Below are 23779 nucleotides of genomic sequence, written 5' to 3'. Positions count from 1 at the left end.
CCGTCAGCTTTTCGCGGTGTTGTTGAACGTGGCGGCCGACCAGAGGTAGCCGAGGACGGCGAGGCCGACGCTCCAGCCGAGGGCGAGCCACCCGTTGTGGCCGATCTCGGTGCCTAGCAGCAGGCCGCGCAGGGTCTCGATGGCGGGGGTGAAGGGCTGGTACTCGGCGATCGGCTGGAACCACCCCGGCATCGAGTGCAGCGGCACGAACGCGCTGGAGATGAAGGGCAGGAAGATCAGCGGCATCGCGTTGTTGCTGGCGGCCTCGGCGTTCGGGCTGATCAGGCCCATGCCCACGGCGATCCAGGTCAGCGCGAGGGAGAAGAGGACGAGGAGCCCGAAGGCGGCGAGCCATTCCAGGACGGTGGCGTCGGTGGAGCGGAACCCGATGGCGACACCGACGGCGCCCACGAGCACGACGCTGACGACGGACTGGATCACGCTGCCGATGACATGCCCGATGAGCACCGACCCGCGATGGATGGCCATCGTGCGGAACCGGGCGATGATGCCCTCGCTCATGTCCATGGCGACCGAGACCGCGGTGCCGATGGTGGTGGAGCCCACGGTCATCAGCGCGATGCCGGGCAGGAGATAGGCGAGGTAGGCGTCGCGGCCCGCGCCGCCGCTCATCACGTCACCGAAGATGTAGACGAAGAGCAGCAGCAGGACGACCGGCGTCAGCAGCAGGTTCAGGGTGAGGGACGGATAGCGGCGCGCGTGCAGGAGGTTGCGGCGCAGCATGGTCGCGGAGTCCCGCACGGCGAGGGAGAGGCGGGTCGGCTGGGCGGGGGCCGGGGTGGCGACGGCGCTCATCGGGCGTTCTCCTTGGGTGAGTCGACGGTTCCGGCGGGGCCGGTGAGGGCGAAGAACACGTCGTCGAGGTCGGGGGTGTGCACGGTGAGTTCGTCGGCCTCGACGTCGACGGAGTCCAACAGGTCGAGCACGGCCCGTAGTTCGCGCTGACCGCCGTCGCTGGGCACCTGGAGGACGAGGGCCTCGTCGTCGCGGCCGGCCACCTGGAGGGCGGTGGCGGCGCTCCGGTAGGCGTCGGGGTCGGTGAAGCGGAGCCGGATGTGCCCGCCGGGGACGATGCGCTTGAGCTCGTCGGGGGTGCCCTCGGCGGCGATCTTCCCGTCGTTCAGCACGGCGATGCGGTCGGCGAGTTCGTCGGCCTCTTCGAGGTACTGCGTGGTGAGCAGGACGGTGACGCCGTCGGAGACGAGCGCCCGGATGATCCCCCACATCGTGTGCCGGGACCGGGGATCGAGACCGGTGGTGGGCTCGTCGAGGAAGATGATCCGCGGATCGCCGACGAGCGTCATGGCGATGTCGAGCCGCCGCTTCATGCCGCCGGAGTAGGTGGAGGCGGGCTTCTTCGCGGCGTCCGTGAGATCGAACCGCTCCAGGAGTTCGGTGGCTACCCGGCGGCCCTCCTTCTTGGTGAGGTGATGCAGGTCGGCCATGAGCAGCATGTTCTCCTCGCCGGTGATCAGCCCGTCGACGGCGGAGAACTGTCCGGTGACCCCGATCGCGGCGCGGACCGCCTGCGGCTCGGCGCCGAGCGAGTGCCCCGCGACGCGCACCTCCCCGCTGTCGGCGTCGGCGGACACGAGGGTGGAGAGGATCTGCACGGTGGTGGTCTTGCCGGCCCCGTTCGGCCCGAGCAGCGCGAAGACCGAGCCGGTGGGGATGTGCAGGTCGATGCCGTCGAGGACGGTCTTGTCGCCGTAGGACTTGCGGAGGCCGGTGGCGGAGACGGCGGCTGTCGCTTGACCGGGCTTGGACATGGGCATGACAGAAACAGACATGGGTTCCTCCCGTTCGAGGTGAGGCGAGAAGGGAAAGCTGGTGGCGGGGGCGGGGTGACGACGGTGCTCAGCCGCGGGCGCGCCGGACCTCGATGTTGCCGTGGTTGGTGCGGGCGGTGACCTCGACGGTGTTCTCGCTCTTCTCGGGCCCGGCGGACTCGGTGAGCCGGTTGAGTACCTGCCCGGAGCTGGAGTTGAGGTCGAGCCAGGTGGCCGTGCCCTCCCGGACGCCGACCTCGATGGCACCGTTGGAGGTCTTCAGCTGGATGGTGCCGCTGGTGACGTCGAGGACGCGCAGGGTGCCGTTCGCGGTGGTGGCGGCGACCGAACCCTCGGCGCGCTCCACGGTGATGTCGCCGTTGGCGCCGTTGACCCGGAGGAAGCCGGTGACGTGGCCGACGGTGGTGGAGCCGTGCGAGTTCTTCAGGACGGCGGTGCCCTCGACGGTGCCGACGCGCAGGCTGCCGGAGCTGGTGGTGATCTCGGCCGGCCCGGTCACGCTGTCCACCGAGATCGACCCGTGCGAGGCGGTGAGGTGCAGCGGCCCGGTCGCGTCGAAACGGGCGTCACCGGCGGAGGTCTTCACCCGCACCTCACCGAGCTCCCCTTCACCGCGCACCTGCGCCCAGGCGCCCGTGACGTCGACCGAGGAGCCCGACGGCAGTTCGACGGTGACATCGACGGTGCCGGTGCGGCCGAGCCCGAAGAAGTTCCCCTTGGGCGTCCGGACGTGCAGCCGGCCGCCGGAGTAGCTGACCTCCGTCTGCTCGGCGGCCCGGACGTCGAGGTCCTTCTTCGCGTTGCGCGGCCGCACGTCGACGACGGTGTCGACACGGTCGCCCGCCACGAAGAGCAGGGACCCGGCGTCCATGGCCGCGGTGACCGAGATGGGCTGGGGGCTGTCGAAAGAAGGCATGGCTGTCCCGTCCTCGTGACGCGTGGGTGAAAGTGGGTCTACTGGCGATACGGGTTGTACGGGGCCGGGTTACCGCACCCAGCCGGTGAAGCTCTGCCCCCCGGAACGGCCCTTGTCGGGCGTACGGGACGGTGCGGGGCCGGGGTCGACGGCGGCCGACACGGCGCGCACCAGCCAGGCGTTGACGGAAAGCCCCTCGCGGCTCGCCGCCTCCTCGGCGCGGGCCTTGAGGTGGGCGGGCAGCCTCAGATTGACCCGCGCGGTGCTGCCGTCGTCGGGGGTGTCGACGACGGGCGCCCGCACGGCCTCGACGGGCCGGGGCCCCTCATCGGCGCTGTCACCGACCGGCAACGCCACCACGAACTCGGGATCGAGCCCCCGCAGCCGCACATCGACCGACCCGGGCGCGAGATCCCGGGTGACCTCGTCCATCGCGGCGGAGAGCACATTGAGCAGGGTCAGTCGGGTCGCCGACTCCAACGGCGCGGTGAGCCGTTCGGCCAACTCGCGAGCTTCGTCCCCGCCTGCTTCGGCGGCCACCGCGAGTTCCCGGTGAAGTGTGTCGACGTACGGCGTGAGGTCCATGACGTCATAGTGGCACCACTTTGGCGCCACGCGCAAGCGCATAGGTAAAGCAATCCGCACTTCGGGTGGGCATGGACCCGCTGACCTGGGCAAACGCAACGGCATCACGCGGAATCAGGGTGGCATCAACGAACCGGCCGGCAAGATCTGGCACCACGCGAACCAGGAGTGACGCCACATGGCACCACACGGCACCACATGGCACCACGGGCCGAACCGAACCTGGGCCGGCCCTACCTTGACCCCATGGGACTCTTCGACAAACTGACCGGCACCAAGCGCCCCGACGAGGGCATACCCCCGCTCCCCGCGGAGGAGGTCCGGGCAGCCCTGCTGGCCCTCAACGCCCCCGAGGTCCCCTACGCGGTGCGCGACGCCCGCACCGAGGGCGCCGACCTGCTGGCGGAATGGAGGGTGACGGAACCGTCCTGGTACGGCTTCTTCTCCCGCACGGACGTACGCCACGTCCTCAGATTCCGCCTGCGCCTGGTCCCCGAGAAGCACGAAGTCAGGGTGGTGCAGGAGCAATTGCAGATCACCTGGGTACGAGGAGTCCCCACCCTCTCGGCTTCGGCAGAGGCCGGCCGAGGCCCGGGCCGCACGGTCTCGAAACAGTGGACCCTGGGCCGCAACGCCCAGGGGCACGTCGAGGCGACGGAGACTTTCAGCTACGACACCGCGGACCTGAGAGACCCACTGAGGCGGGCTGTCCTGGAATCGGGCTGGACGTGGCGCGGGGTGATCCTGGGCAAGCTCTGACGGGGGTTCCCGCTGCGCTGCCACACCGCGAAAAAGAAGAGGCCCTACCGAAGTAGGGCCTTAGAGAGGCGCCCCCGGCAGGACTCGAACCTGCGGCCAAGCGCTTAGAAGGCGCTTGGCTTATCGAGCGGTGATGGTGCTCTGACCTGGGCGCTCATCTGCCCCGTCGACGGCCCGCTGCCGGACTTCGACACGCATTCGACATGGTCCCGCTGAGCGGCTACTCGTAGACGGTCGCGGCCATGAGCGCCCGCGCGAAGAACCGCCAGTCCCCGTCGGCCGGCACCTCACATCCGCTGTTGCGATACCAGCCGTCCGCGTCGTCGATCCAGGCGGACAGGGCCTCAAGGAAGCGGGGGAGATCGGGGTTCTCCCACGAGCTTCCGTCCTCGGCGTGGTTGCGGTGCAGAGCGCGCACGAAGGCGGCCAGATCATCGCGACTGTTGACGCCTTCAGGCGCAAGTTCTGGCTCAGGCGAAGCGGTCATGCCAGGCACCCTACGAGTGAGGGTTGTTGCGGGCTCACTGGCGGTTGATGGGGATCTCGTAAACGACCTCGCAGAGAGCGGCGGGCACGACGATGTCGGCCGTCTCGACCGGCCGCCCCTGGTCGCTGTAGTAGGTCCGCCGAATGTGAGTAACGAGTGCGGACTTCTGAATCCCAAGGAGCGAGGCCTCCTCGGCGCTGGCCTGTCGCGGCTCGGGCTGCTCGACGGCATGACTGACGATGACGCCGATCGCGGCCATCCGATTCACGACTCCCGCGCCGGCGTGTGGCCCACCCTCGGGCAGTACGACGAGCGTTCCGGAGGTGAGGTCGTACGGCTCCCAGCTCGTGGACAGCTGCACGGGCCGACCGTCGGCGAGGAACTCGTACACGGTCCGGACGGCCAGATCACCCTCGTCGATGCCGAGACGCCCCGCGATCTCAGCAGGTGCCGGCACCTTGGCTTCGGTACGACTCTCCCAGTCGCCCTGCTTGCCCGCGGCCCTCATGTCGGCGCGGAACGGCGACCCGCTGGGCTGCTCCCGCGCCGAGGACCGGACGACGCGCACACGTCGCCGAGGGGCAGCGACATAGGTCCCGGATCCAGCGCGCCCCTCAAGCACGCCTTGGGAGATCAGCAGCTCTTGGGCCCGGCGGATGACGTTCTCACCGACGCCGCACTCTTCGGCGATCTGGGCGCGCGAGGGAAGACGATCCCCCGGCGCCCACTCCTGGTCCGCGATCCGACGTCGAAGCACGTCAGCGATGCGGAGGTACGGCGGCTGCTCAGGCATATGGAAAATCTAGTCCACTAGCTCTAATCTAGTTAACTAGCTTGACGGAGAGTGATTACCACGTAACGGGGGCGGAGCTGTGCCTGCTGCATCGAGTGCAGACGCCGAAGGCATCACTGCTCGCCTGGTCGCGCTCGGTCTCACTCCTCGCGTGACAGAGCACGCCCATCACCTGGTGATCGAGGCGGAGGTACCGGATTCGCTCCCCGCCGAGAAGTGGCGGGAGGCGCTGAAAGCAGTGGCTGAGGCCGACCGATTCGGCCTCCTGGCCAACAGCCTCAACGGCCGCACGCTATGGGCCGCCGTACATACAGAGACCCCCGCGACGGGTGACGTCCGAGGGCCTGGCAACCAGCGATAGGAGCTGATCAGCGTGTTCAACGGTAGTTGTAGTACTGCTCGCTACATCGGCACATGGCACACCCCGCCCGCGGACTTCGTACTGGCAGGAGCCTTCTGATGTCGCTGGGCAAGCCCCCTGGCGTCTCCCACGAGACCCCCGTCCCCTATAAGTCGAGCGCGTGCACGGTCGGCAAGCACAGCGCATGCGCACAGTCCGCACCGGCCGTCTCCACGCCGGACGTACCTCTGATCTACGAAACATGCGGCTGCGGCTGCCATGCGGTGACCGTCGGTGGCAGCACGTTGGAGGTACCCCGGTGAGGACATGGGCGCCGCGGGGAGTGATGGCCGCTCCGGTCGAGATCACCGCGGTCAACATCCGGCGCGAGGACGTCATCAATGTCGGTGGCAGTCCACACCGAGTAGTTGACCTCATCCAACTTCCAGGAGGGGCCAAGCAGGTCCGTTTCGAGTCGGGCGAACTCCTGACCATGGGATCACGAACTCGCCTGATCGCCCTCCGAGCGTTGAGAAGGCGGTGACTCAGCCCGTGCCCTCCCGTCGCCAAACCATCGCCCACGACATCCGGACCCAGATCGCGGCCGACGAACTCAAAGCGGGCGAACGTCTTCCCTCCGAAACGACCCTCGCTTCGCGGTACGGAGTGAGCACATCGACGCTGCGGAGCGCCCTAGCGCTCCTCCAGAGCGAAGGTCTGGTCGAGAAGACCCACGGCAAGGGCAACTTTGTCGGACACGCGTCGCATCGTCACACATACGTCGGTGGCGGCCGAACGCATCCTGATTCCAACGAGGTTGGCCCAACGTTGCGGGGCACCGTCCGCACCACTCGACTCCAGGCGCAAGGGCCCCTGGTTCCTCTGCTTCGGGTGCCGGCCAACACCGAACTAACTCAGTTTTTGTGCATCCACAACGAGGGGACCTCCCCACACAGCCTGGCCCGCATTTACGTGCCATCCGATCTGCCGCTGAAGGACCTGCCCTGCGAGCCACCTTCGTGCCGGGCCTTCGGAACAAGGTTGGCGGAGTACTGCCCACCCCCGACAGAGATCCGGGAACGCCTCACAGCCCGCCTACCGACGCACGAAGAAGCCGAGACCCTTCGCATCGGTTCCACCTTCGCGGTGCTCGACATCACCCGCGTGACGATCGACAGCACCGGACGCGTGATCGAGGCGGCGCTCCTCGTGCTCCCCAGCCACCGCGCAGACGCGTACTTCATCACCCGCGCCGCGCCCACAGAGAACAGGAGGGAAGGATGACGACACCGAACGAGCTGCGACTTCTCCCTTGGTCGGGCCCCGAGGGCCAGCCCTGCTACTTGAGCACCGACAACGCGAACAGCTACTTGTCCCGCCTGGCCGACAACACTGAAGCCATCCACTTGGGAATGTCTTCCGAAGTTCTGGACCAGGCTGTCGAGCTGCTCGTCAGGGAGAACGTGACACCGAATGACTTGCGCCTGGTGGCGAAGGACCTCGTGGGGGCACTGAGGACAACTCTCAGAGTTGCAACAAGCCGCGGCCGACGCTTGCCGCAGCCGGACTCAGCCAACCACGAGCACGGCGATGATGGCCCTCGGCTTTCGGCATCGGCATTTGGCTAGCCAGCCGGAGCAGGGACGGCGGAAGGCCCTGAAAGACCACCGGGGCCCTCCGCCGCTGCTGTCTGGCACCGGAATGCCCTCTGGACAGGAAGCCGTCTCCTGGTCCCGCTAACCACAGCCGCCGACAGAGGTGCACTTCAGGCCATGCGATCAGTTTCGGCCAGATGAAGTGAAGTTGCCACATACATAGTCACTGAGGCCGAAACTGACTGTCCCCAGGCGGCAGTGTGGTCTGTAGCGCTGGCGGGGGACATCAGACACAGCATCGCGCTCGTGCGCGGGGGATCAGGGAGGGACCGCGTGACAGGGATCGCGGCTACGATTCAGCACTCGACGGAGCTCAGGAAGCCTCTCACAGCACTGATTAACCAGGGTTGTAAGCCGGTGGGCGGCATCTTCCGACTCGACTACGACTCAGCCGTTGTCCTCACAGACGATTTTAAGAAGCAGACGGCCGGCGGGGTTCCCCGAGGCGGTTTCCTGCTGGCAGTAGCTGGTGACAGCACGGAGGCAGGTTTTATCCTTGAGGATCAAGAGATCATCTTGCTGCGCGTTCGGGGGACAGCGCCCCTCCCTAACGAGTCTGAGCTCATCCAAACTCGACTTGCTGTCGTCCGTGATGCTGGCGCCTCGGGTGTTGACTTTGATGATGTGACTGACGTTCTGACCCGGAACGAGCTCCAGCAGTCGGCCTTCGACTGCGAAGTCTTGGGAACCTTCTACACGGAAAATGACGCGCGAGATGCGCGAGTTCAGTACGGCGCCGACATCGACAATGTTGTCGTCTCTGCTCGCTATCAGGTCTTCTTGCCGTCGACTGATGTCTTGTCGTGGCTAGCCTCGTACCCGGCTGCTGCGGATGAGCGCGATTCTCTTGCCATCGGAAAGGTGCGCTTCGCTGCGACGCGCCGCAAGGCGCTGATAGCAAGAACCGATCAGGCAGATGTGCGTATCGACGTTTCAGACTTCGTAGGCCGCAAAACCGCAGTCTTTGGCATGACGAGGACCGGTAAGTCCAACACCATCAAGACGCTCGTGACGGCAGTGCACCGGTATGCGTCGGAACATCATCGGTCCATAGGGCAATTGATCTTCGACCCGCAAGGCGAGTATGCCAATGTTAACCGGCAGGACGGTACAGGTCTCCGCTTGTTGGGCGATAACGATGAGACAGTGAGGATCTACAAGGTCGTGCCCGACCCTGCAGACTCCCGGGAGAAGACTCTCCGACTGAACTTCTACGATCGCGACGTCCTGGAAGCCGCGTGGAGCCTCGTGAGCGATGCGACTGCGCAGGTTAATACTAACTATGCTAAAAGCTTCCGCTCGGCGGACTTGACCGAACCAGATCGCCAAGACTTTAGTGCCCACAACCGATGGGGTTGGGCACTGGTAGCCTTCTACGGACTGCTCGCCAAATGTGGCTTCACGGCTACACGCTTCCCCACGCTTAGGATTGCCCTGGCTCAGGATAAGGCCGAAGCCTTCCTGAAAGAGAACCCGGATGCGCAAATTGCGCAGGCTGGTCGAGGTAAGTACGCCATTAATTCGCCGGCTGCCGCCCTGACTCTAGCGAATTGGGTAGGTAAGCGAGCTGGCGACTTCGAGAAGTGGCACGACGAGAATTCGCGATTCCCTGACATCTTTGGCGTCTACGAGTACACCGGCGTGACGTCAGCTATCAGGACGATCAGGCCATTTCACGGGCCGGAATCGGCAGGAGACGTGGCCGATCTCCTCTGGCAGGACATGATCGCTGGCCGACTATCAATTGTTGACCTCTCAAGCGGAAACGAGCTTGTCGCCAAAGTCATGTCTGAGAGAATCGTCACGCATCTGCTTAACAAAGCGGGCGAGCGATTCCGGGAGGACATGGACCCGCTGGAGATGCAGATCGTTGTCGAGGAAGCTCACAACCTGTTTGAGCGCGGGGGGCGCGACGTAGCAGATGACCCTTGGGTGCGGCTTTCGAAGGAAGCGGCAAAATATAAGATGGGCCTCATCTATGCTACTCAGGAGGTTACGTCTGTCGACAAGCGAATCTTGTCTAATACCTCCAACTGGCTAGTGGCGCACCTGAACTCCGACCACGAAACTCGTGAACTTTCGCACTACTATGATTTCAAGGTTTGGGCTCCGAGTATCATTCGTGCAGAAGACGTCGGCTTCGTGCGCATGAAAACTTACTCAGGGAAGTACATTGTCCCAGCGCAGATCGCCAAGTTCGATCATTCAATGGTTAATGAAGCTCGCAGGGCCGCTGGACTCGAAATCATTTCCCCCGCAGAAAGCGACGGGTGAATCATGCCCTATCCCGGGGAGAAGGCCTCTCGCCTCGGCCACGTGGACACTGTTCGCAATGAGGCAGTGAAGGCTGCTCTGCAACGGTGGCAGATAACGAGTTCTCGACCCAACAGTAAGGATGAAATAGAAGGTCTTTGCATCTCTCTGGAAGATTTGCCTCGCGTGGGAGATCCGGGAGATGTGGACTTTTCGATCACTGTAGATGGATCAGACACTGAGGTTGAGGCCACGCGTGACCATCCGACGGTAAAGATTGGCTACTTGAGGGTAGCTGGTTCTATGGTACAGCTCGACACATTTCGCGCCCTGTCTGCTAAACGCTACATAGACCCACGCGCCGTTCGAAGGTCACAAACGGAGTACGCCTTCGATGTGGCGTTGCCAGGATCCCAACTCGTACGGCCGGGAATGACTGGAGTCGACACGTGGAGGAGCGAGCTCAACACTTTTCTGCTGAGCTCGCGATTCGATTCCAGTACGACAATGACTTTGGCTGACGGACTTCTGGCATTGCATGGAACCCGTAATGCTCGTCCGTCGGAAATTCCTCTTCGAGTTTGCCCCAACTGTGGCCGCAAAGCACCAGAAGGAGCATCACTCACTGTCAGTGTGAGCGGCGGAAATTGCCCGTCATGTGGTGGTGTCCTTTATCTGAGCGATGCTCTTCGAACGCACGATGAGTATAACGTTGAAGGATCTAATTTCACGCCCTTGGGACGTGTAATGAGCGCAGCCGAGCGGCTGATGACTCTGTGTTACCTTAATTTTTTCGCTGACTCGGCTCCTGAGGTGCTTCGGCATACGCTTTTCGTTACCGACGGCCCTCTAGCCTTGCATGGTCCGCTGGGCCCGCTCAGGCGCCGCTTTGTGGAGCATTTGGGAGATCTCGCTGGCTGGTGCGCCGATCGGGAAATAGTCGCGCCGCTTATGGTGGGTATCGAGAAAAGCGGGGCGTTCGTCGAACATGCAGAACAGATCAGTGACTGGATTCCTATCGGGCACGTGATGCGCCTAACGAACGGCTATATAAACCGAATCTCCGGACGGTCGGAGAGTAACCGGTACGGAGAGGATGAGTTCTACGGGCGAAGGTTCATTTACCGCACGCAGGCTGGCGACCCTCTCGTGATTACGGTGCCGGCAGCACCGGGCCTGAGCCCCTACGACGGCAGCAGCGACGTCGAGGGTTGGTCTGCCTTTCCAACGCTCCGTCTGATCTGCGAAGTCTTGGATTCATTGCGTACCCGTATGTACCAACATGCAGTGATTCCCGTGGCGTTGGCGCACTCCGCGGCGGCACTCCCGCTCGGAGTTGGCCGTTCCGTCCTCACTATGATGGCTCAGCAGAACATTACGGGGCTCAAGCTTGACATCCAGGCAGTGCAGCCACCGACCTACTTCAAGAGGTAGGCGGCGTGTCAAGTGAAGGCTCTGTCAGGCAGAATACGAGCATGTCTACCCTGACGGAGCCGATCGCGGCCACTGCAACCGATGAGCTGGCCCGAACTGCTGCGCTCCTGGGGACTGGCGACACGATCAACGCTCATGAAAAGGCGATCGCACCAGGTTTGGCCACTGTGGCCCATGACCTGGCTCGTGGGCGCTACCAATCCCCTCTACGCTACCCAGGGGCCAAGTCGGCACTTGCTCCTGTGATCTCGCGGGTGATCACAGGAGCGAAGCAGTCGCGCGAGGTCCCCGATGTCAATCTGCTCGTGGAGCCCTTCGCTGGTGGAGCTTCTGCGTCACTGAGGATGATCGGTGATGGCAGTGTCGACCGAATTTTGCTCGCAGACGCTGATCCGCTAGTCACAGCCTTCTGGCAGGTCGCTGCGGAGGATACAGAGCGACTTGTCGACCGTATGCACGACGAGTGGAACTGTTTCGTGCGCCGCGGGGGGAGTGTAGCTGTCGAGCGCTGGGACCACTGGAGACGCTGGAGTCCGCCGGCCCATGTAGCGCCGCGTGATCGTCGCCTATCCGCTGCAATGCAGTGCCTCTTCCTTAATCGAACTACTTTCTCGGGAATCTTGCACGGAAAAGCTGGCCCTATTGGGGGTCGTGCGCAGGCAAGTGATTATCCCATAGGGTGCCGGTGGAATCCTGAAGCCCTTGCGGAACGCATTAGGTACGTCGGTCATCTGTACGACGTCGGACGCCTTGTCGATGTCTGGAGGAAAGACTGGAGGCGCACACTTGAAGACGTGCCAGAGCGGTATCCGCAACTCCTTCCATCGCGGGTGATTGCCTACCTCGATCCACCGTATATTGATAAGTCGTCCATGCTGTATCGGACTTCCTTCGATCCCCGGGGCGGATACGGCGGTCAAGCGGACGAGGGTTCAGGAAAGAGCACAGAATTCCTGCATCTTAGTCTGGCTCACTACCTGAGGACTAAGGCGCAGTTTAGATGGCTTTTGAGCTATGATAACCACCCATCACTTACTGAGAGTCCTTGGTTGTATTCGCGCGACCGAATGAATCCGTCGGAATCCGACCGCGAGCACCTCGGGGTGCGCAGCTGGCGAATTACTAAGCGACTGGTGGGCACGCGTTATTCGGCTGCTGGCAAGGTAGGAAAGCGTGCGGCTGACGAGCTCCTCATTACGACCCTGCCGCCGTCTACGGTGCCAGTGGACGATCAGCTTCGTATGCTCCAGTAGCGCGCGATCTACACCAATAGAGCTGCCTCGCACTGCCCAGGGTGTCACATATTTCGACGGTTCGATTTGGCGCACTCCTGAAAGTGCGGGCGTCCACTCTGCGGGTGTCGAGTAGACGACAAACGCCCGCACTCCCTGCCGACGATTCGGCCTATTGAGGGGAGTGCGGGCGTTTTCGTGCGAATGCGTGGCAGACGAACAGTGGCCATCGTGATTTTCCGCCGGCGTGACGTGGCGGATTTGCCTGACTCAGTTTCTCTTCTTTTCAAGCAAGTCGTCGACCTTCAATAGGAGCGGAGAGTATGCCCGGCTCAATTTCCGCACGTCCACAGTCAACGGGTGGCTCTGCCATGAGTGGACGAAAGAGTGCAGAGTCTTGAGGACGAGAGCTCCGTCGTCCTCCTGTGAGAGCCTCCACGCGTCAGCCAGGTTAGGATCGATTTTCCCGGGATCTACCTGATTCAAGACGGCGGCAATTCTGCCCTTCAGTGTGTCCTGGTTCCGCTTCCAGCCAAGCTGGGAAGCGACGTCTGTTGCTACGATGTCAACGACAGCGCGAACCATGATCGCAGCGATGTTTGGTGTATCGTCGATGCTGATTTTCTTTGCTTCTTCGAGTACCTCGGACGTGCGCAGACTCGCATGTTTGAGAGTTACACTTTGGAAGAGTCTTTTTTCGAAGTCAAGCCGCTTGCGCCGCGGCTTCTTCTCCTCTGTTACGGCTTTCCCTTCCGGACCATTTCCTTGGGATGGGGCATCACCGTTGGAGAATTTGGAGTACTTTTCGGGCTCATCGAGCCGGTCGGACAATTTCGGCAGGAGCTCTTCGATATGTTCGAGATATTTTTCCCGTAGCCGCTTGGTTTTGATCTGGTCGACGGAAACGGGGCCCGCGAAGTCCGCGAAAAGCCGGATAAGGATCTGGTAGATCTTCTCTTTCGGGAAGTTGCTGAGCACGACGTCGCCGTCGAAAGAGATGCCGAGCCGACTCCGTACGGTCGGATCGGCGATCATCCGGCCAAGGTTTGTGATTCTTCCTTCCCGTACCGCCTGAATATTTTGCTGAAGCTCCAGGTTATCTGAAAACCAGTCGCCCACGGCATCGGTGAAAAGCCGCGCCTTCTCTGTCGGTGTTGACCTTCCGCCGAACCGGCTTGCTTCACTGGTGCTCCATCGGACAACGCCAATCCCGCCGTTCTCTCCGGTGTGCCGAATTTTGATCCAGTGTTCAGCCTGGAGTCTGCTCTCGGCAACAACACAGACAACTCTCCGTGGAGCTTCGCCCCTCTTGGCGATCGCGGCGATCTGTCTCTGCAGCTTTTCGGTAGGAGCGAGCTTGGGATTGTGTAGCAATTTGAGGGCTGCGACCCTCCGGTTCCCTTCGAGTACGACATTGCGATCGTCGTCGACCATCACGACTACCAGCTCTGTGGGATTTACCCCGTGCTGGATAATGTCCCTGGCAAGCCGGAGGAGTTTATCGGGCCCTTTTTCGAGGAGAGTGGCGATTGATTCTGTGTCGCTGGCCGTTTGTTTTGCGTGCCGAGGGTTGTTGTCGTCGAGCGTCAACGATGCGATGTGCATGCTTGCTTGTTTCATGCCGCTCATGGTCCTAGGCCGCCCCCTCGTGCCGCACCACATTTTTTCGAAGAGCCGATCATACGTCGTATGTCGGGTTCGGTACTAGATGGACGCATACCGGCCACTGGCTGAAAAGTCAGGTCGGCGTAGCGGCTTTGGGCTGGAGCTGCTTTGGGGCGAGTGATCATGGCCCGTTAAGCTGATGGCGAGTCAGGCAGTCTGTGGACCTGCCCGTTAAAGCACGACGTTGGGCCATGATCTTAGAGGCTCGCCCCAAAGTGGCTGCCTAAGCCGTGGAGCCGACCGCCCCAGCCATAGAGGGTGTTTCCTGACCTCGCCCGCATGCACGCAGCGCGCCGCCGGGCGTGGCCAGCCGGGGCGCAGACAGGAGGCAGGCCGCGCCGCAAAGGCGGCGCGCGCCCGCGCCGTGCGCGGGCCTTGATGAAGTAGGGAAAGTTCTATCGCGCTGGTGTCAGGTGCTGGCCGTTATGGCTCCGCACGTGAGGGCCGGCCCAATCGAGGGCTCTCAGGGGTCGGATCGAGTAAACCTCGGCCATGTACTGCGTGACCTCGTCGCGCGTCAGCCAATCAACTGCCCTGCAATCGCTCGATGTTTGCTCCATGCCGCCCGCGGGCTTGCCGCGGAAGATCAGGGCGACGGCTCCTCGGGTCGTGTTCTTGTACACCCAGTCGACTCGTCCACCTCGACGTGAACGCCTGTATCTTCCCGGACCTCACGGCGTACGCCCGCCTCGGGGTCTCTTTGGGCTCGGGCTCCGCATGTGTTCGAGTCACCCACGGGCAAGCGCGTGTACGACCCTCGGCACACCCGCCTGACCAAGTGGCTCAACGACGGGATCCCACCCGCTCAGGTGGCGGACTGGGCGGGCAACAGCGTCCCCGTGCTGCTCGCGATCTACGCCCGATGCGTCGACGGCCAGCTGCCGGACCTGAAGAGGCGGCTCGAAGCGGCTGGGGATCTCGAAGACCTGCCCGAGTCCGACTGACCTACCGACTGCCCCCGCCGCCGGAAACTTCGACACGTATTCGACACAGCGACCCGCAAGAACCCGGTATCAGCCGGACAGCCCCCCCCGGACCCACCCCATGATCGGCGGGGGAGTGGCCGGGGCTTCTGCGTGCGTACATAGATAGCGCCTGACCAGCAGAAAGGCCCCACCGAAGTAGGGCCTCAGAGAGGCGCCCCCGGCAGGACTCGAACCTGCGGCCAAGCGCTTAGAAGGCGCCTGCTCTATCCACTGAGCTACGGGGGCCGGTGTGTGGCCAGTGGCTTGGTCGGATGGATGTGGGGGTGATCCATGACCTTGCCGGGGACAAGGATAGGGCTCCCGAGTCCCAGTCCTTGCTGCTTCGCCTCCGTGACTCGATGTGGAGGTTCAGTGAAGCGATCCTGATAATCGCAGGTAGGTGCGAATCCTGCATCGCTTTTGGCGACTCCAGCCACGGGTGTTGTGCACTCGTTATGCCTGCGCCCCCTGTCTACCCTTCCGTCCCGCTGTGTGCTTCCTGTGGCGTATGGCGCGCCTTATGTGGTGCTGTCGGAGGTTCCCGCTGGGCCTCCTGGTGTGTTCTGGCGTGTTATCGGCGCGCAGGTGCACTCATATGCTTCAGAAAGCAGCCAAAATTGGGCATTCTTCGCATGTGGTGACCTTGGACGTACGGCCTCAGCTGCTCGACGCACTTACCGCGCTGCGCGACCGTGTCGCCGCCGCGCGCTTCCCGCTTCCCCTCGCGGGGGCGCCACGCGCGCGTGCCAACAGGAACGAGTTGCTCGCACAGCTCGACGACTACTTGGTGCCCCGGCTGCGCGCTCCCGAAGCGCCGCTGCTCGCCGTGATCGGCGGGTCGACCGGTGCCGGCAAGTCCACTTTGGTGAATTCACTCGTAGGGCGTGTGGTGAGCGAGGCCGGTGTGCTGCGGCCGACGACCCGGACGCCCGTGCTCGTCTGTCACCCGGACGACCACCACTGGTTCTCCGGGATGCGGGTACTGCCCGACCTCACGCGCGTGTGGGTGCCCCGCCAGGCCGACGACGAGGCCGCGGACGCCGACGACGACGCGCTCGACCCCGTACTGGAGGACGGGGAGCAGGTGCTCAGGGTCGAGACGGCGGGCAGCCTGCCGCAGGGGCTCGCCCTGCTCGACGCGCCCGACGTCGACTCCCTCGTCGACGAGAACCGGCTGCTCGCGGCCCGGCTCGTCAGCGCCGCCGACGTCTGGATCATGGTCACCACCGCCTCCCGGTACGCCGACGCCGTGCCGTGGCACCTGCTGCGCACCGCGAAGGAGTACGACGCCAGCCTGGTGACCGTGCTCGACCGCGTACCGCACCAGGTGGTCGCCGAGGTGTCGCGGCAGTACGGGGCCCTGCTCGCCAAGGCCGGGCTCGGCGACGTGCCGCGCTTCACCGTTCCCGAACTGCCCGAGTCCACCGGGAACGGCGGACTGCTCCCCGCCACCGCCGTGGCACCCCTGCGGGCCTGGCTCACCCACCGGGCCCAGGACCCCGACGCCCGGGCCATCGCCGTGACCCGTACGGCACGCGGCGTGCTCGACTCGCTCCGGGCCCGTATGCCGGAGCTGGCCGCCGCCGTCGCCGCCCAGCACTCGGCCGCCGTACGGCTCACCACCGCCGTCGAGGACGCGTACGAGAACGAGCACGCGCGCGTACGGAGGCGTTTGCAGGGAGGCGGCGTGCTCGCGGGCGACGCTCTCAAGCGGTGGCGGAGCTATCCGCTGGACTGCTCGGCCGGTGAACTCCTCGACGCGCTCGTGGAGAGTCTCAGCGCTCTTCTTTTGTGCGCCGTCAGCGCCGCCGACCAGTCCGTCGACGAAGCGTGGCGACGCGAACCGGGCGGCGCCGCTCCCGAACTCGCCGGCCGGGACCCCGAGCTGGAAGGTGCCGAGCACCGCATCGGGATGGCCGTACGACGGTGGCGGCGGGTCCTCGAGGAGTACGCGGAGGAGGAGGTGCGGGCCGTCGGCGACCTGCAAGGCGTCGCACCGCCCGAGCCCGAGGTCGTCGCCGCGCTCGTCGCCACCGCGCTGCTCGGCGGCAGGCGGGCCAGGGCCGCGGGCGAGCACCTCGCCGAGCGCATCGGCGCGCAGGGCGCCCTGAAGCTGCGCGACCGCGGTGGGCGGCTGCTCGGCGAGTACCTGGACACCGTGCTCGGCGCGGAGCGCGAACGCAGGCTCACGCCGCTCGACGGGCTCGGCGTCACCCCGGAATCCCAGGCCGAACTGATCGCGGCCCTTTCGCTGCTGCAGAAGGAGAGGTGAGGGCGGTGACCGCCGTCACGGATCACGAAACCGAGTACTCCGAACAGCCTCACAGCGGAGAACCTCTCAAGCCCTCCTCGGCCTCCGAGCCGCCCGCGACTTCCGGCCAGGCAGCCGACCCGGCCCCCAAGACCGGCGCCTGGGACGACGGGCTGATCGCGCGGCGCGCCGCCGGACAGGCGGGCGACCTCCTGGAGACGGCGCCGCCGGCCGGCCCGGGAACGCACGACGACGGGCAGTTGAAGGAGCGTCTCGACGCGCTGCGCGAACTCGTCGGCCTGTCCAGGACCCGCCTCGACGGGCCGACCCTCGCCGAGGCGGGCCGGGTGCTCGACGAGGCCGCCGCGCGGCGCAGGCTCTCCGCGCGGCACACCGTCGTAGCGGTGGCCGGGGCCACGGGCAGCGGGAAGTCGACCCTGTTCAACGCCCTCGCGGGGGTGCCGCTGTCCGAGACCGGGCTGCGCCGGCCGACCACCTCGGCGCCGATCGCCTGCAGTTGGACCGACGGCGCGGCGGGGCTGCTCGACCGGCTCGGCATCCCCGGCCGCTCGCGGCGCAGGCCGCTCCAGGGACAGCACGGCGACACGGCCCTCGACGGGCTCGTGCTCATCGACCTGCCCGACCACGACTCGGCCGCGCCCGCGCACCGCGAACAGGTCGACCGGGTACTCGCCCTCGTGGACGCCGTGATCTGGGTCGTCGACCCCGAGAAGTACGCCGACGCGATGCTGCACGAGCGCTATCTGCGGCCCATGGCCGGGCACGCCGAGGTGATGTTCGTCGTCCTCAACCAGGTCGACCGGCTGCCGGGCGACGCCGCCGAACAGGTCCTGGACGACCTGCGGCGCCTCCTCGACGAGGACGGCATCGCGCTCGGCGAGCACGGCGAACCGGGCGCCACCGTGCTGCCGCTGTCCGCGCTGACCGGGGACGGTGTCGGAGACCTGCGCGAGGCCCTGGACCAGTTCGTCGGCGAGCGGCGCGCCGCCGCACGGCGGATCGGCGCCGACGTGGACGCCGCGGCGCAGCGGCTGCGCCCGGTGTACGCGGCCGGGCGGCAGACCGGGCTGAGCGAGGCCGCCCGCGAGGAGTTCGCCGACCGGCTCGCCGAGGCGGTCGGCGCGGCGGCCGCAGGACAGGCCGCCGAACGCGCCTGGGCGCGCGGCGCGAACAAGGCCTGCGGCACACCGTGGCTCAGGCTCTGGCGGTGGTACGAGGCCCAGCGCGCCGCCACCACGAGCGTCCCGGCGGCCGTGCCGCCCACCGACGAGGAGGCCACGGCGCGCCAGCGGGTCGAGCACGCGGTACGGGCCGTCGGCGACGCCGCGGCGACCGGACTGCCCACGGCCTGGGGCCAGGCCGTGCGGGAGGCCGCCACGCGCGGCGCCGAGGGGCTGCCCCAGGCGCTCGACGAACTGGCCGTCGCCGCGGGCGGGCCGGACGCGGGCGCCCGGCCGTCCGGAACGGTGCCCGGGGCCGGCACCCGGCCGCCGCGCCCGGGATGGTGGCCGGTCGCGGTCCTCGCGCAGGTGTCTATGACGGTCCTTCAGGTGCTGGGCGGACTGTGGCTGTTGGGCCAGATCATCGGGGTCGTGTCGCCCAACCTCGGCGTTCCCGTGCTGATGATGCTGACCGGCATCGTGGGCGGGCCGTGCGTGGAGTGGGCGTGCCGGTTCGCGGCGAAGGGACCGGCGCGACGGTACGGGCAGGACGCGGAGCGCCGGTTGCGGGACGCCGCGGCGGCCTGCGGGCGGGCGCGGGTCCTCGATCCCGTGGCCGCGGAGCTGCTGCGGTACCGCGAGGTGCGGGAGCAGTACGTACGGGTGACGGGGATTTCCACAACCGGCCGGTAGGACACAGGCGGCAGCGGGAGATCGGGGGCGGGGGCAGTCTGGGGATCGCGGTTCGGGAAGGCCCGGGCCGCCGCCCTTGTCAGCCGGTCGACACGGCTGGCCCGGGGCGTTCTTCAGACGATCAGGGGAGGGCGTACGCCATGAACGAGACGCTGCTGACGGTGGTGGGGAATGTCGCGACGACGCCGGTCTACCGGGAGTTGCCGACGGGACCGGTCTCCCGGTTCCGGCTCGCGGTGACGCCGCGCCACTTCGACCGGGTGCGCAACGAATGGGTGGACGGGCACACCAACTTCTTCACGGTGTGGGCCAATGGCCCGCTGGGTGCCAATGTGCAGGGCTCGATCACCATCGGCGAACCGGTCATCGTGCAGGGCCGGTTGAAGGTGCGCGACGAGGAGCGCGGCGGGCAGCACTGGACATCGGCCGACATCCAGGCGAGCGCGGTCGGCCACGACCTCTCGCGCGGCACGTCGGCGTTCCGGCGGGCGGTGCGGAAGGCGCCGGGCGCGGGAGCCGAGCATCCGGCGCAACAGGCATTGGACGAGCCGTCGTTCGAGATCGAGCCGCAGCCGGTGGGATGAGGCGTGCGAGCGACCGACGCCGGGGATATGGGGATAAGCCCACTTCGCACACGGTTTCGGGGATAACGATTCCGATTCGGATCGGCGGCCGGGCGAAACCTCCAAGAGTCGCCACAGTCGACTTCTTTAGGATGCGGGCGGAGTTCCTGGGCTCGAAGGCGCGTCCGAGAACTGCGGAGGCCCTGGAAGTTCCGAGGGACTCAAGAGCCGGCCGGGTCGCTCAAGGTTGCTCAGAGTCACTCGAGTCGGCATTGATTCTGGCGGCGGGACATCACCTCCCATGCTTCAACGCGTCCTGCCTGAAAGGGAATTACGTGTATTCAGTGTTCACGCGGGCCGCACGGCACGGGCGGTCCACCGTCCGGATCGCCGCGGCGGCCCTGGTGTCGGGGCTCGTGATGGCCGGAGCGATATCCGGAGCGGGTCCGGCCCGAGCGGTCGACGGCGCCCCGGAGCAGAGCGGGGCGAGCGCCGTCATCAGCGGCATGGACACGTACGGAACGGCCGTCGTGCACGAGGACGGCAAGGACGAGCAGGTCTCCGCCGGCCTGTTCCAGATGGCGGTCGACGGCGGCGGCATGCTCCAGACGTACTGCGTCGACATCCACAACCCGACCCAGACCGACGCCCGCTACCAGGAGACCCCCTGGAGCAGCACCTCACTGGGCGGAAACAAGGACGCGGGCAAGATCCGCTGGATTCTGCAGAACTCGTATCCGCAGGTCAACGATCTCGCCGCGCTGGCCCGCAAGGCCGGGACCAAGACCCTCACCGAGCAGGACGCCGCCGCCGGCACCCAGGTCGCCATCTGGCGCTACTCGGACCAGGCCGACGTCGACGCCGTCAGCCCCGCCGCCGAGAAGCTCGCCGGCTATCTGCAGCGCAGCGCGCTGAGTCTCGCCGAGCCGAGAGCGTCGCTGACACTGACGCCGCAGGCGGTCTCCGGGCACCAGGGCGAGCGGGTCGGTCCGGTCACGGTGCGCACCGACGCCGACGCCGTCGGCGTGACGCCGCCCGCCGGTGCCGCCGCGGAAGGTGTGCGGATCGTCGACAAGAAGGGCGAGCCGGTCACGTCCGCCGCCGACGGCAGCCGCCTGTACTTCGACATACCCGAGGACGCCGACGCGGGTTCGGCCGCGCTGACCGTGCAGGCCTCGACCACGGTGCCGGTCGGCCGCGCCTTCACCTCCGACACCCGCAGCCAGACCCAGATCCTGGCGGGCTCCAGCGAGTCCACGGTCTCCGCGACCGCCACGGCGACCTGGGCGCTACAGGGCGCCGTTCCTGCCCTCTCCGCGCAGAAGAACTGCGACAAGAGCGGCGTCGACATCACGGTGGCCAACAAGGGGGACGAGCCGTTCACCTTCGAGCTGATGGAGAAGCGGTACACGGTCCCGGCCGAGGTGACGCGGACGGTGACGATACCGCTGCAGGAGGACCAGGCCTACGACTTCACGATCAAGGGCCCGCACGGTTTCGAGAAGCGCCTGCGCGGCGTCCTCGACTGCCGGACGGCCTCCGCGGCCAACGCCGACGACGACGGGCTGCGCACCCAGACCACGACCCAGCCCAGCCCCGCCTCGGTGGGCGGCACCGGCACCCCCGGCACCGACCTGGCGGAGACCGGCGCGTCGAACGCGACCCCGGTGATCGCGGGCACCGCCATCGTGCTGGTCCTGGTCGGCGGCGCCGCGCTGGTCCTCGTACGCAAGAAGAAGACGCCGGCGGAGGGGTCGTCCGAGGACGAGTGAGCGCGGGGGAGAGGCAGCGGGAGCGGTGGGAGAGGGGGCTCCCGCCGTCGGTGCGGGGCCTTGCGGTTCGGGCAACAGACGGGTGGGCCGTGCGGGCAGGCGGGCTGATCGCGGGCCAGTCTGAGGCCGTGCGGTGTCGGCCGACCCTGACGTACAGCGACCGGCAGTGACAGCCCAGCTACCAGTGATCGGACAGAACCCGCAGTTCAGGGCCACGGACCGATACGGGTTTCCGCCCAGCACTGGCCATGCGGCAAGATGGGATGTATCTGCCCTCGCGCGGTGGAGCCGCGCACGCGGGCCCCTTACGCGACCACACTTCGACTGCCGGACGGTTTCTCTTGGCTGAGTTCATCTACACCATGCGCAAGGCGCGCAAGGCGCACGGCGACAAGGTGATCCTCGACGACGTCACCCTGAGCATGTACCCCGGGGCGAAGATCGGCGTCGTCGGACCGAACGGTGCCGGTAAGTCGACCGTCCTGAAGATCATGGCGGGGCTCGAGCAGCCGTCCAACGGCGACGCCTTCCTCTCGCCCGGTTACAGCGTCGGCATCCTCATGCAGGAGCCGATCCTCGACGAGTCGAAGACCGTCCTGGAGAACGTCCAGGACGGCGCCGCCGAGATCATGGGCAAGCTCAAGCGCTTCAACGAGGTCGCCGAGCTCATGGCCACCGACTACTCGGACGAGCTCATGGAGGAGATGGGCAAGCTCCAGGAGGACCTCGACCACGCCAACGCGTGGGACCTCGACGGTCAGCTGGAGCAGGCCATGGACGCCCTGGGCTGCCCGCCCGGCGACTGGCCCGTCACCAACCTCTCCGGTGGTGAGAAGCGCCGCGTCGCGCTCTGCAAGCTGCTCATCGAGGCGCCCGACCTGCTGCTCCTCGACGAGCCCACCAACCACCTCGACGCCGAGTCCGTGAACTGGCTGGAGCAGCACCTGGCCCAGTACAAGGGCACCGTCGTGGCCATTACCCACGACCGGTACTTCCTCGACAACGTCGCCGAGTGGATCCTCGAGCTCGACCGCGGTCGCGCGATCCCCTACGAGGGCAACTACTCGACCTACCTCGAGAAGAAGTCCGAGCGCCTCAAGGTCGAGGGCAAGAAGGACGAGAAGCGCCAGAAGCGGCTCAAGGAAGAGCTCGAGTGGGTGCGGTCCAACGCCAAGGGGCGGCAGACCAAGTCCAAGTCGCGTCTCGCGCGCTACGAGGAGATGGCGGCCGAGGCCGAGAAGATGCGGAAGCTGGACTTCGAGGAGATCCAGATCCCGCCGGGCCCGCGTCTGGGCAGCATCGTCGTCGAGGTCAGCAAGCTCAGCAAGGCCTTCGGCGAGAAGGTGCTGATCGACGACCTGTCGTTCACGCTGCCGCGTAACGGCATCGTCGGTGTCATCGGTCCGAACGGTGCCGGTAAGACGACGCTCTTCAAGATGATCCAGGGCCTGGAGACGCCGGACTCCGGCGAGATCAAGGTCGGCGAGACCGTCAAGATCAGTTACGTCGACCAGAACCGCTCGAACATCGACCCGAAGAAGACTCTTTGGGCCGTGGTCTCCGACGAGCTCGACTACATCAACGTCGGGCAGGTCGAGATGCCCTCCCGCGCGTACGTGTCCGCCTTCGGCTTCAAGGGCCCGGACCAGCAGAAGCCGGCCGGTGTGCTCTCCGGCGGTGAGCGCAACCGCCTCAACCTCGCGCTCACCCTCAAGCAGGGCGGCAACCTGCTGCTCCTCGACGAACCGACCAACGACCTCGACGTCGAGACCCTGAGCTCGCTCGAGAACGCGCTGCTCGAGTTCCCCGGCTGTGCCGTCGTCGTCTCCCACGACCGGTGGTTCCTGGACCGAGTGGCCACGCACATCCTCGCCTACGAGGGTGACTCCAAGTGGTTCTGGTTCGAGGGCAACTTCGAGTCGTACGAGAAGAACAAGATCGAGCGCCTCGGTGCCGACGCGGCCCGCCCGCACCGCGCCACCTACAAGAAGCTGACCCGCGGCTGATGGCTCGCCACGTATACGCCTGCCCCCTGCGCTGGGCGGACATGGATGCGTACGGCCACGTCAACAATGTGGTCTTTCTTCGGTACCTCGAAGAAGCGCGCATCGACTTCCTGTTCCGGCCGGACAAGGATTTCCAGCAGGGGTCTGTCGTGGCGCGCCATGAGATCGACTACAAGCGGCAGTTGGTCCACCGGCACGCGCCGGTGGCCATCGAGCTGTGGGTGACCCAGATACGGGCCGCCTCGTTCACGCTCACCTACGAGGTCAAGGACGAGGACGTGGTGTACGTGCGCGCCTCGACGGTCATCGTGCCGTTCGACTTCGAGGCGCAGCGGCCTCGGCGGATCACCGCCGAGGAGAAGGAGTTCCTTCAGGAGTACCGGGACGACAGCGACCCGGGGGCGCTCGCCGCATGAGC

The 23779-nt window shown here is 65.9% G+C and carries 20 protein-coding genes, 2 tRNA genes and 1 pseudogene; 13 read left to right on the top strand and 10 right to left on the bottom strand.

The window, feature by feature from the left end; all coding sequences use genetic code 11:
- Window positions 1-3: 3 nt before the first annotated feature.
- From ABZ930_RS06010 to ABZ930_RS05995, 4 genes are all read right to left on the bottom strand, one after another.
- Complete coding sequence (locus ABZ930_RS06010) at window positions 4-816, bottom strand: ABC transporter permease (RefSeq protein WP_361542137.1); 813 nt, start codon at window positions 814-816, stop codon at window positions 4-6.
- Window positions 813-1811 (bottom strand): ATP-binding cassette domain-containing protein, encoded by a 999-nt coding sequence (locus tag ABZ930_RS06005; protein WP_361542134.1) that lies wholly within the window; start codon window positions 1809-1811, stop codon window positions 813-815. The genes ABZ930_RS06010 and ABZ930_RS06005 overlap by 4 nt, the downstream gene beginning before the upstream one ends.
- Before the next feature lie 67 nt (window positions 1812-1878).
- Window positions 1879-2727, bottom strand: coding sequence for a DUF4097 family beta strand repeat-containing protein (locus ABZ930_RS06000; RefSeq protein WP_361542132.1), 849 nt, complete (start codon window positions 2725-2727; stop codon window positions 1879-1881).
- A 69-nt stretch (window positions 2728-2796) separates the two neighbouring features.
- Window positions 2797-3312: a toxin-antitoxin system HicB family antitoxin gene (locus ABZ930_RS05995; protein WP_361542129.1), complete on the bottom strand. Its 516-nt coding sequence runs from the start codon at window positions 3310-3312 to the stop codon at window positions 2797-2799.
- A 246-nt stretch (window positions 3313-3558) separates the two neighbouring features.
- Here ABZ930_RS05995 and ABZ930_RS05990 point away from each other — a divergent pair, with 246 nt between their 5' ends.
- Complete coding sequence (locus ABZ930_RS05990; protein ID WP_361542126.1) at window positions 3559-4071, top strand: hypothetical protein; 513 nt, start codon at window positions 3559-3561, stop codon at window positions 4069-4071.
- Between the two features lie 69 nt (window positions 4072-4140).
- Here ABZ930_RS05990 and ABZ930_RS05985 read toward each other — a convergent pair.
- The 3 genes from ABZ930_RS05985 to ABZ930_RS05975 all read right to left on the bottom strand — a co-directional run bounded on the left by ABZ930_RS05985 (window position 4141) and on the right by ABZ930_RS05975 (window position 5351).
- A tRNA-Arg gene (locus ABZ930_RS05985) sits at window positions 4141-4223 on the bottom strand.
- A 68-nt stretch (window positions 4224-4291) separates the two neighbouring features.
- Window positions 4292-4558, bottom strand: coding sequence for a hypothetical protein (locus tag ABZ930_RS05980; protein ID WP_361542123.1), 267 nt, complete (start codon window positions 4556-4558; stop codon window positions 4292-4294).
- Between the two features lie 34 nt (window positions 4559-4592).
- Entirely contained in the window at window positions 4593-5351 is a 759-nt protein-coding gene (locus tag ABZ930_RS05975) for a GntR family transcriptional regulator (RefSeq protein WP_361542120.1), read from the bottom strand.
- 79 nt (window positions 5352-5430) lie between these two features.
- On the opposite strand from ABZ930_RS05975, the gene ABZ930_RS05970 reads away from it, so the two are divergent.
- The 5 genes from ABZ930_RS05970 to ABZ930_RS05950 all read left to right on the top strand — a co-directional run bounded on the left by ABZ930_RS05970 (window position 5431) and on the right by ABZ930_RS05950 (window position 12286).
- Window positions 5431-5712, top strand: a complete 282-nt coding sequence (locus ABZ930_RS05970; RefSeq protein WP_361542117.1) for a hypothetical protein — start codon at window positions 5431-5433, stop codon at window positions 5710-5712.
- A 519-nt stretch (window positions 5713-6231) separates the two neighbouring features.
- Window positions 6232-6975: a GntR family transcriptional regulator gene (locus tag ABZ930_RS05965; RefSeq protein WP_361542114.1), complete on the top strand. Its 744-nt coding sequence runs from the start codon at window positions 6232-6234 to the stop codon at window positions 6973-6975.
- Window positions 6976-7619: 644 nt separating this feature from the next.
- Entirely contained in the window at window positions 7620-9620 is a 2001-nt protein-coding gene (locus ABZ930_RS05960) for a DUF87 domain-containing protein (RefSeq protein ID WP_361542111.1), read from the top strand.
- Between the two features lie 726 nt (window positions 9621-10346).
- Window positions 10347-11033, top strand: coding sequence for a hypothetical protein (locus ABZ930_RS05955; RefSeq protein ID WP_361542108.1), 687 nt, complete (start codon window positions 10347-10349; stop codon window positions 11031-11033).
- A gap of 41 nt (window positions 11034-11074) precedes the next feature.
- Entirely contained in the window at window positions 11075-12286 is a 1212-nt protein-coding gene (locus tag ABZ930_RS05950) for a DNA adenine methylase (RefSeq protein ID WP_361542106.1), read from the top strand.
- Window positions 12287-12535: 249 nt separating this feature from the next.
- Here the strand turns inward: ABZ930_RS05950 and ABZ930_RS05945 are convergent, their stop codons facing one another.
- Window positions 12536-13885 (bottom strand): hypothetical protein, encoded by a 1350-nt coding sequence (locus ABZ930_RS05945; protein WP_361542103.1) that lies wholly within the window; start codon window positions 13883-13885, stop codon window positions 12536-12538.
- 440 nt (window positions 13886-14325) lie between these two features.
- Window positions 14326-14726 (bottom strand): annotated as a pseudogene (locus ABZ930_RS05940) (NUDIX domain-containing protein).
- Here ABZ930_RS05940 and ABZ930_RS05935 point away from each other — a divergent pair.
- Entirely contained in the window at window positions 14650-14874 is a 225-nt protein-coding gene (locus ABZ930_RS05935) for a hypothetical protein (RefSeq protein WP_361542101.1), read from the top strand. The pseudogene ABZ930_RS05940 and the gene ABZ930_RS05935 overlap by 77 nt on opposite strands.
- A gap of 194 nt (window positions 14875-15068) precedes the next feature.
- Here ABZ930_RS05935 and ABZ930_RS05930 read toward each other — a convergent pair.
- Window positions 15069-15141, bottom strand: a tRNA-Arg gene (locus ABZ930_RS05930).
- Window positions 15142-15529: 388 nt separating this feature from the next.
- Between ABZ930_RS05930 and ABZ930_RS05925 the strand changes: the two genes are divergently transcribed.
- The 6 genes from ABZ930_RS05925 (at window position 15530) to ABZ930_RS05900 (ending at window position 23777) form a co-directional block, all read left to right on the top strand.
- Window positions 15530-17167, top strand: coding sequence for a dynamin family protein (locus ABZ930_RS05925; RefSeq protein ID WP_361542098.1), 1638 nt, complete (start codon window positions 15530-15532; stop codon window positions 17165-17167).
- 5 nt (window positions 17168-17172) lie between these two features.
- On the top strand, window positions 17173-19020 hold the full coding sequence (locus ABZ930_RS05920) for a YfjP family GTPase (protein WP_361542095.1): 1848 nt from the start codon (window positions 17173-17175) through the stop codon (window positions 19018-19020).
- A gap of 140 nt (window positions 19021-19160) precedes the next feature.
- On the top strand, window positions 19161-19604 hold the full coding sequence (locus tag ABZ930_RS05915) for a single-stranded DNA-binding protein (protein WP_361542092.1): 444 nt from the start codon (window positions 19161-19163) through the stop codon (window positions 19602-19604).
- A 323-nt stretch (window positions 19605-19927) separates the two neighbouring features.
- Window positions 19928-21355, top strand: coding sequence for a TQXA domain-containing protein (locus ABZ930_RS05910; RefSeq protein WP_361542233.1), 1428 nt, complete (start codon window positions 19928-19930; stop codon window positions 21353-21355).
- Window positions 21356-21696: 341 nt separating this feature from the next.
- Window positions 21697-23361 carry an energy-dependent translational throttle protein EttA gene (gene ettA, locus ABZ930_RS05905; protein ID WP_361542089.1) on the top strand — a complete coding sequence of 555 codons (1665 nt, stop codon included), beginning with the start codon at window positions 21697-21699 and terminating at the stop codon, window positions 23359-23361.
- Window positions 23361-23777 (top strand): thioesterase family protein, encoded by a 417-nt coding sequence (locus tag ABZ930_RS05900; RefSeq protein ID WP_361542086.1) that lies wholly within the window; start codon window positions 23361-23363, stop codon window positions 23775-23777. The genes ettA and ABZ930_RS05900 overlap by 1 nt, the downstream gene beginning before the upstream one ends.
- Window positions 23778-23779: the final 2 nt, after the last annotated feature.

Source organism: Streptomyces sp. NPDC046716, from assembly GCF_040645755.1.
Classification (GTDB): Bacteria; Actinomycetota; Actinomycetes; order Streptomycetales; family Streptomycetaceae; genus Streptomyces.
This window is presented reverse-complemented; position numbering and strand designations above follow the sequence as displayed.

Excerpts from the sequence above, each read along its gene's own strand:
- ABZ930_RS06010 (WP_361542137.1), bottom strand. The coding sequence starts at position 816 with ATGAGCGCCGTCGCCACCCCGGCCCCCGCCCAGCCGACCCGCCTCTCC.
- ABZ930_RS06005 (WP_361542134.1), bottom strand. The coding sequence starts at position 1,811 with ATGTCTGTTTCTGTCATGCCCATGTCCAAGCCCGGTCAAGCGACAGCC.
- ABZ930_RS06000 (WP_361542132.1), bottom strand. The coding sequence starts at position 2,727 with ATGCCTTCTTTCGACAGCCCCCAGCCCATCTCGGTCACCGCGGCCATG.
- ABZ930_RS05995 (WP_361542129.1), bottom strand. The coding sequence starts at position 3,312 with ATGGACCTCACGCCGTACGTCGACACACTTCACCGGGAACTCGCGGTG.
- ABZ930_RS05990 (WP_361542126.1), top strand. The coding sequence starts at position 3,559 with ATGGGACTCTTCGACAAACTGACCGGCACCAAGCGCCCCGACGAGGGC.
- ABZ930_RS05980 (WP_361542123.1), bottom strand. The coding sequence starts at position 4,558 with ATGACCGCTTCGCCTGAGCCAGAACTTGCGCCTGAAGGCGTCAACAGT.
- ABZ930_RS05975 (WP_361542120.1), bottom strand. The coding sequence starts at position 5,351 with ATGCCTGAGCAGCCGCCGTACCTCCGCATCGCTGACGTGCTTCGACGT.
- ABZ930_RS05955 (WP_361542108.1), top strand. The coding sequence starts at position 10,347 with ATGAGCGCAGCCGAGCGGCTGATGACTCTGTGTTACCTTAATTTTTTC.
- ABZ930_RS05950 (WP_361542106.1), top strand. The coding sequence starts at position 11,075 with ATGTCTACCCTGACGGAGCCGATCGCGGCCACTGCAACCGATGAGCTG.
- ABZ930_RS05945 (WP_361542103.1), bottom strand. The coding sequence starts at position 13,885 with ATGAAACAAGCAAGCATGCACATCGCATCGTTGACGCTCGACGACAAC.
- ABZ930_RS05915 (WP_361542092.1), top strand. The coding sequence starts at position 19,161 with ATGAACGAGACGCTGCTGACGGTGGTGGGGAATGTCGCGACGACGCCG.
- ABZ930_RS05900 (WP_361542086.1), top strand. The coding sequence starts at position 23,361 with ATGGCTCGCCACGTATACGCCTGCCCCCTGCGCTGGGCGGACATGGAT.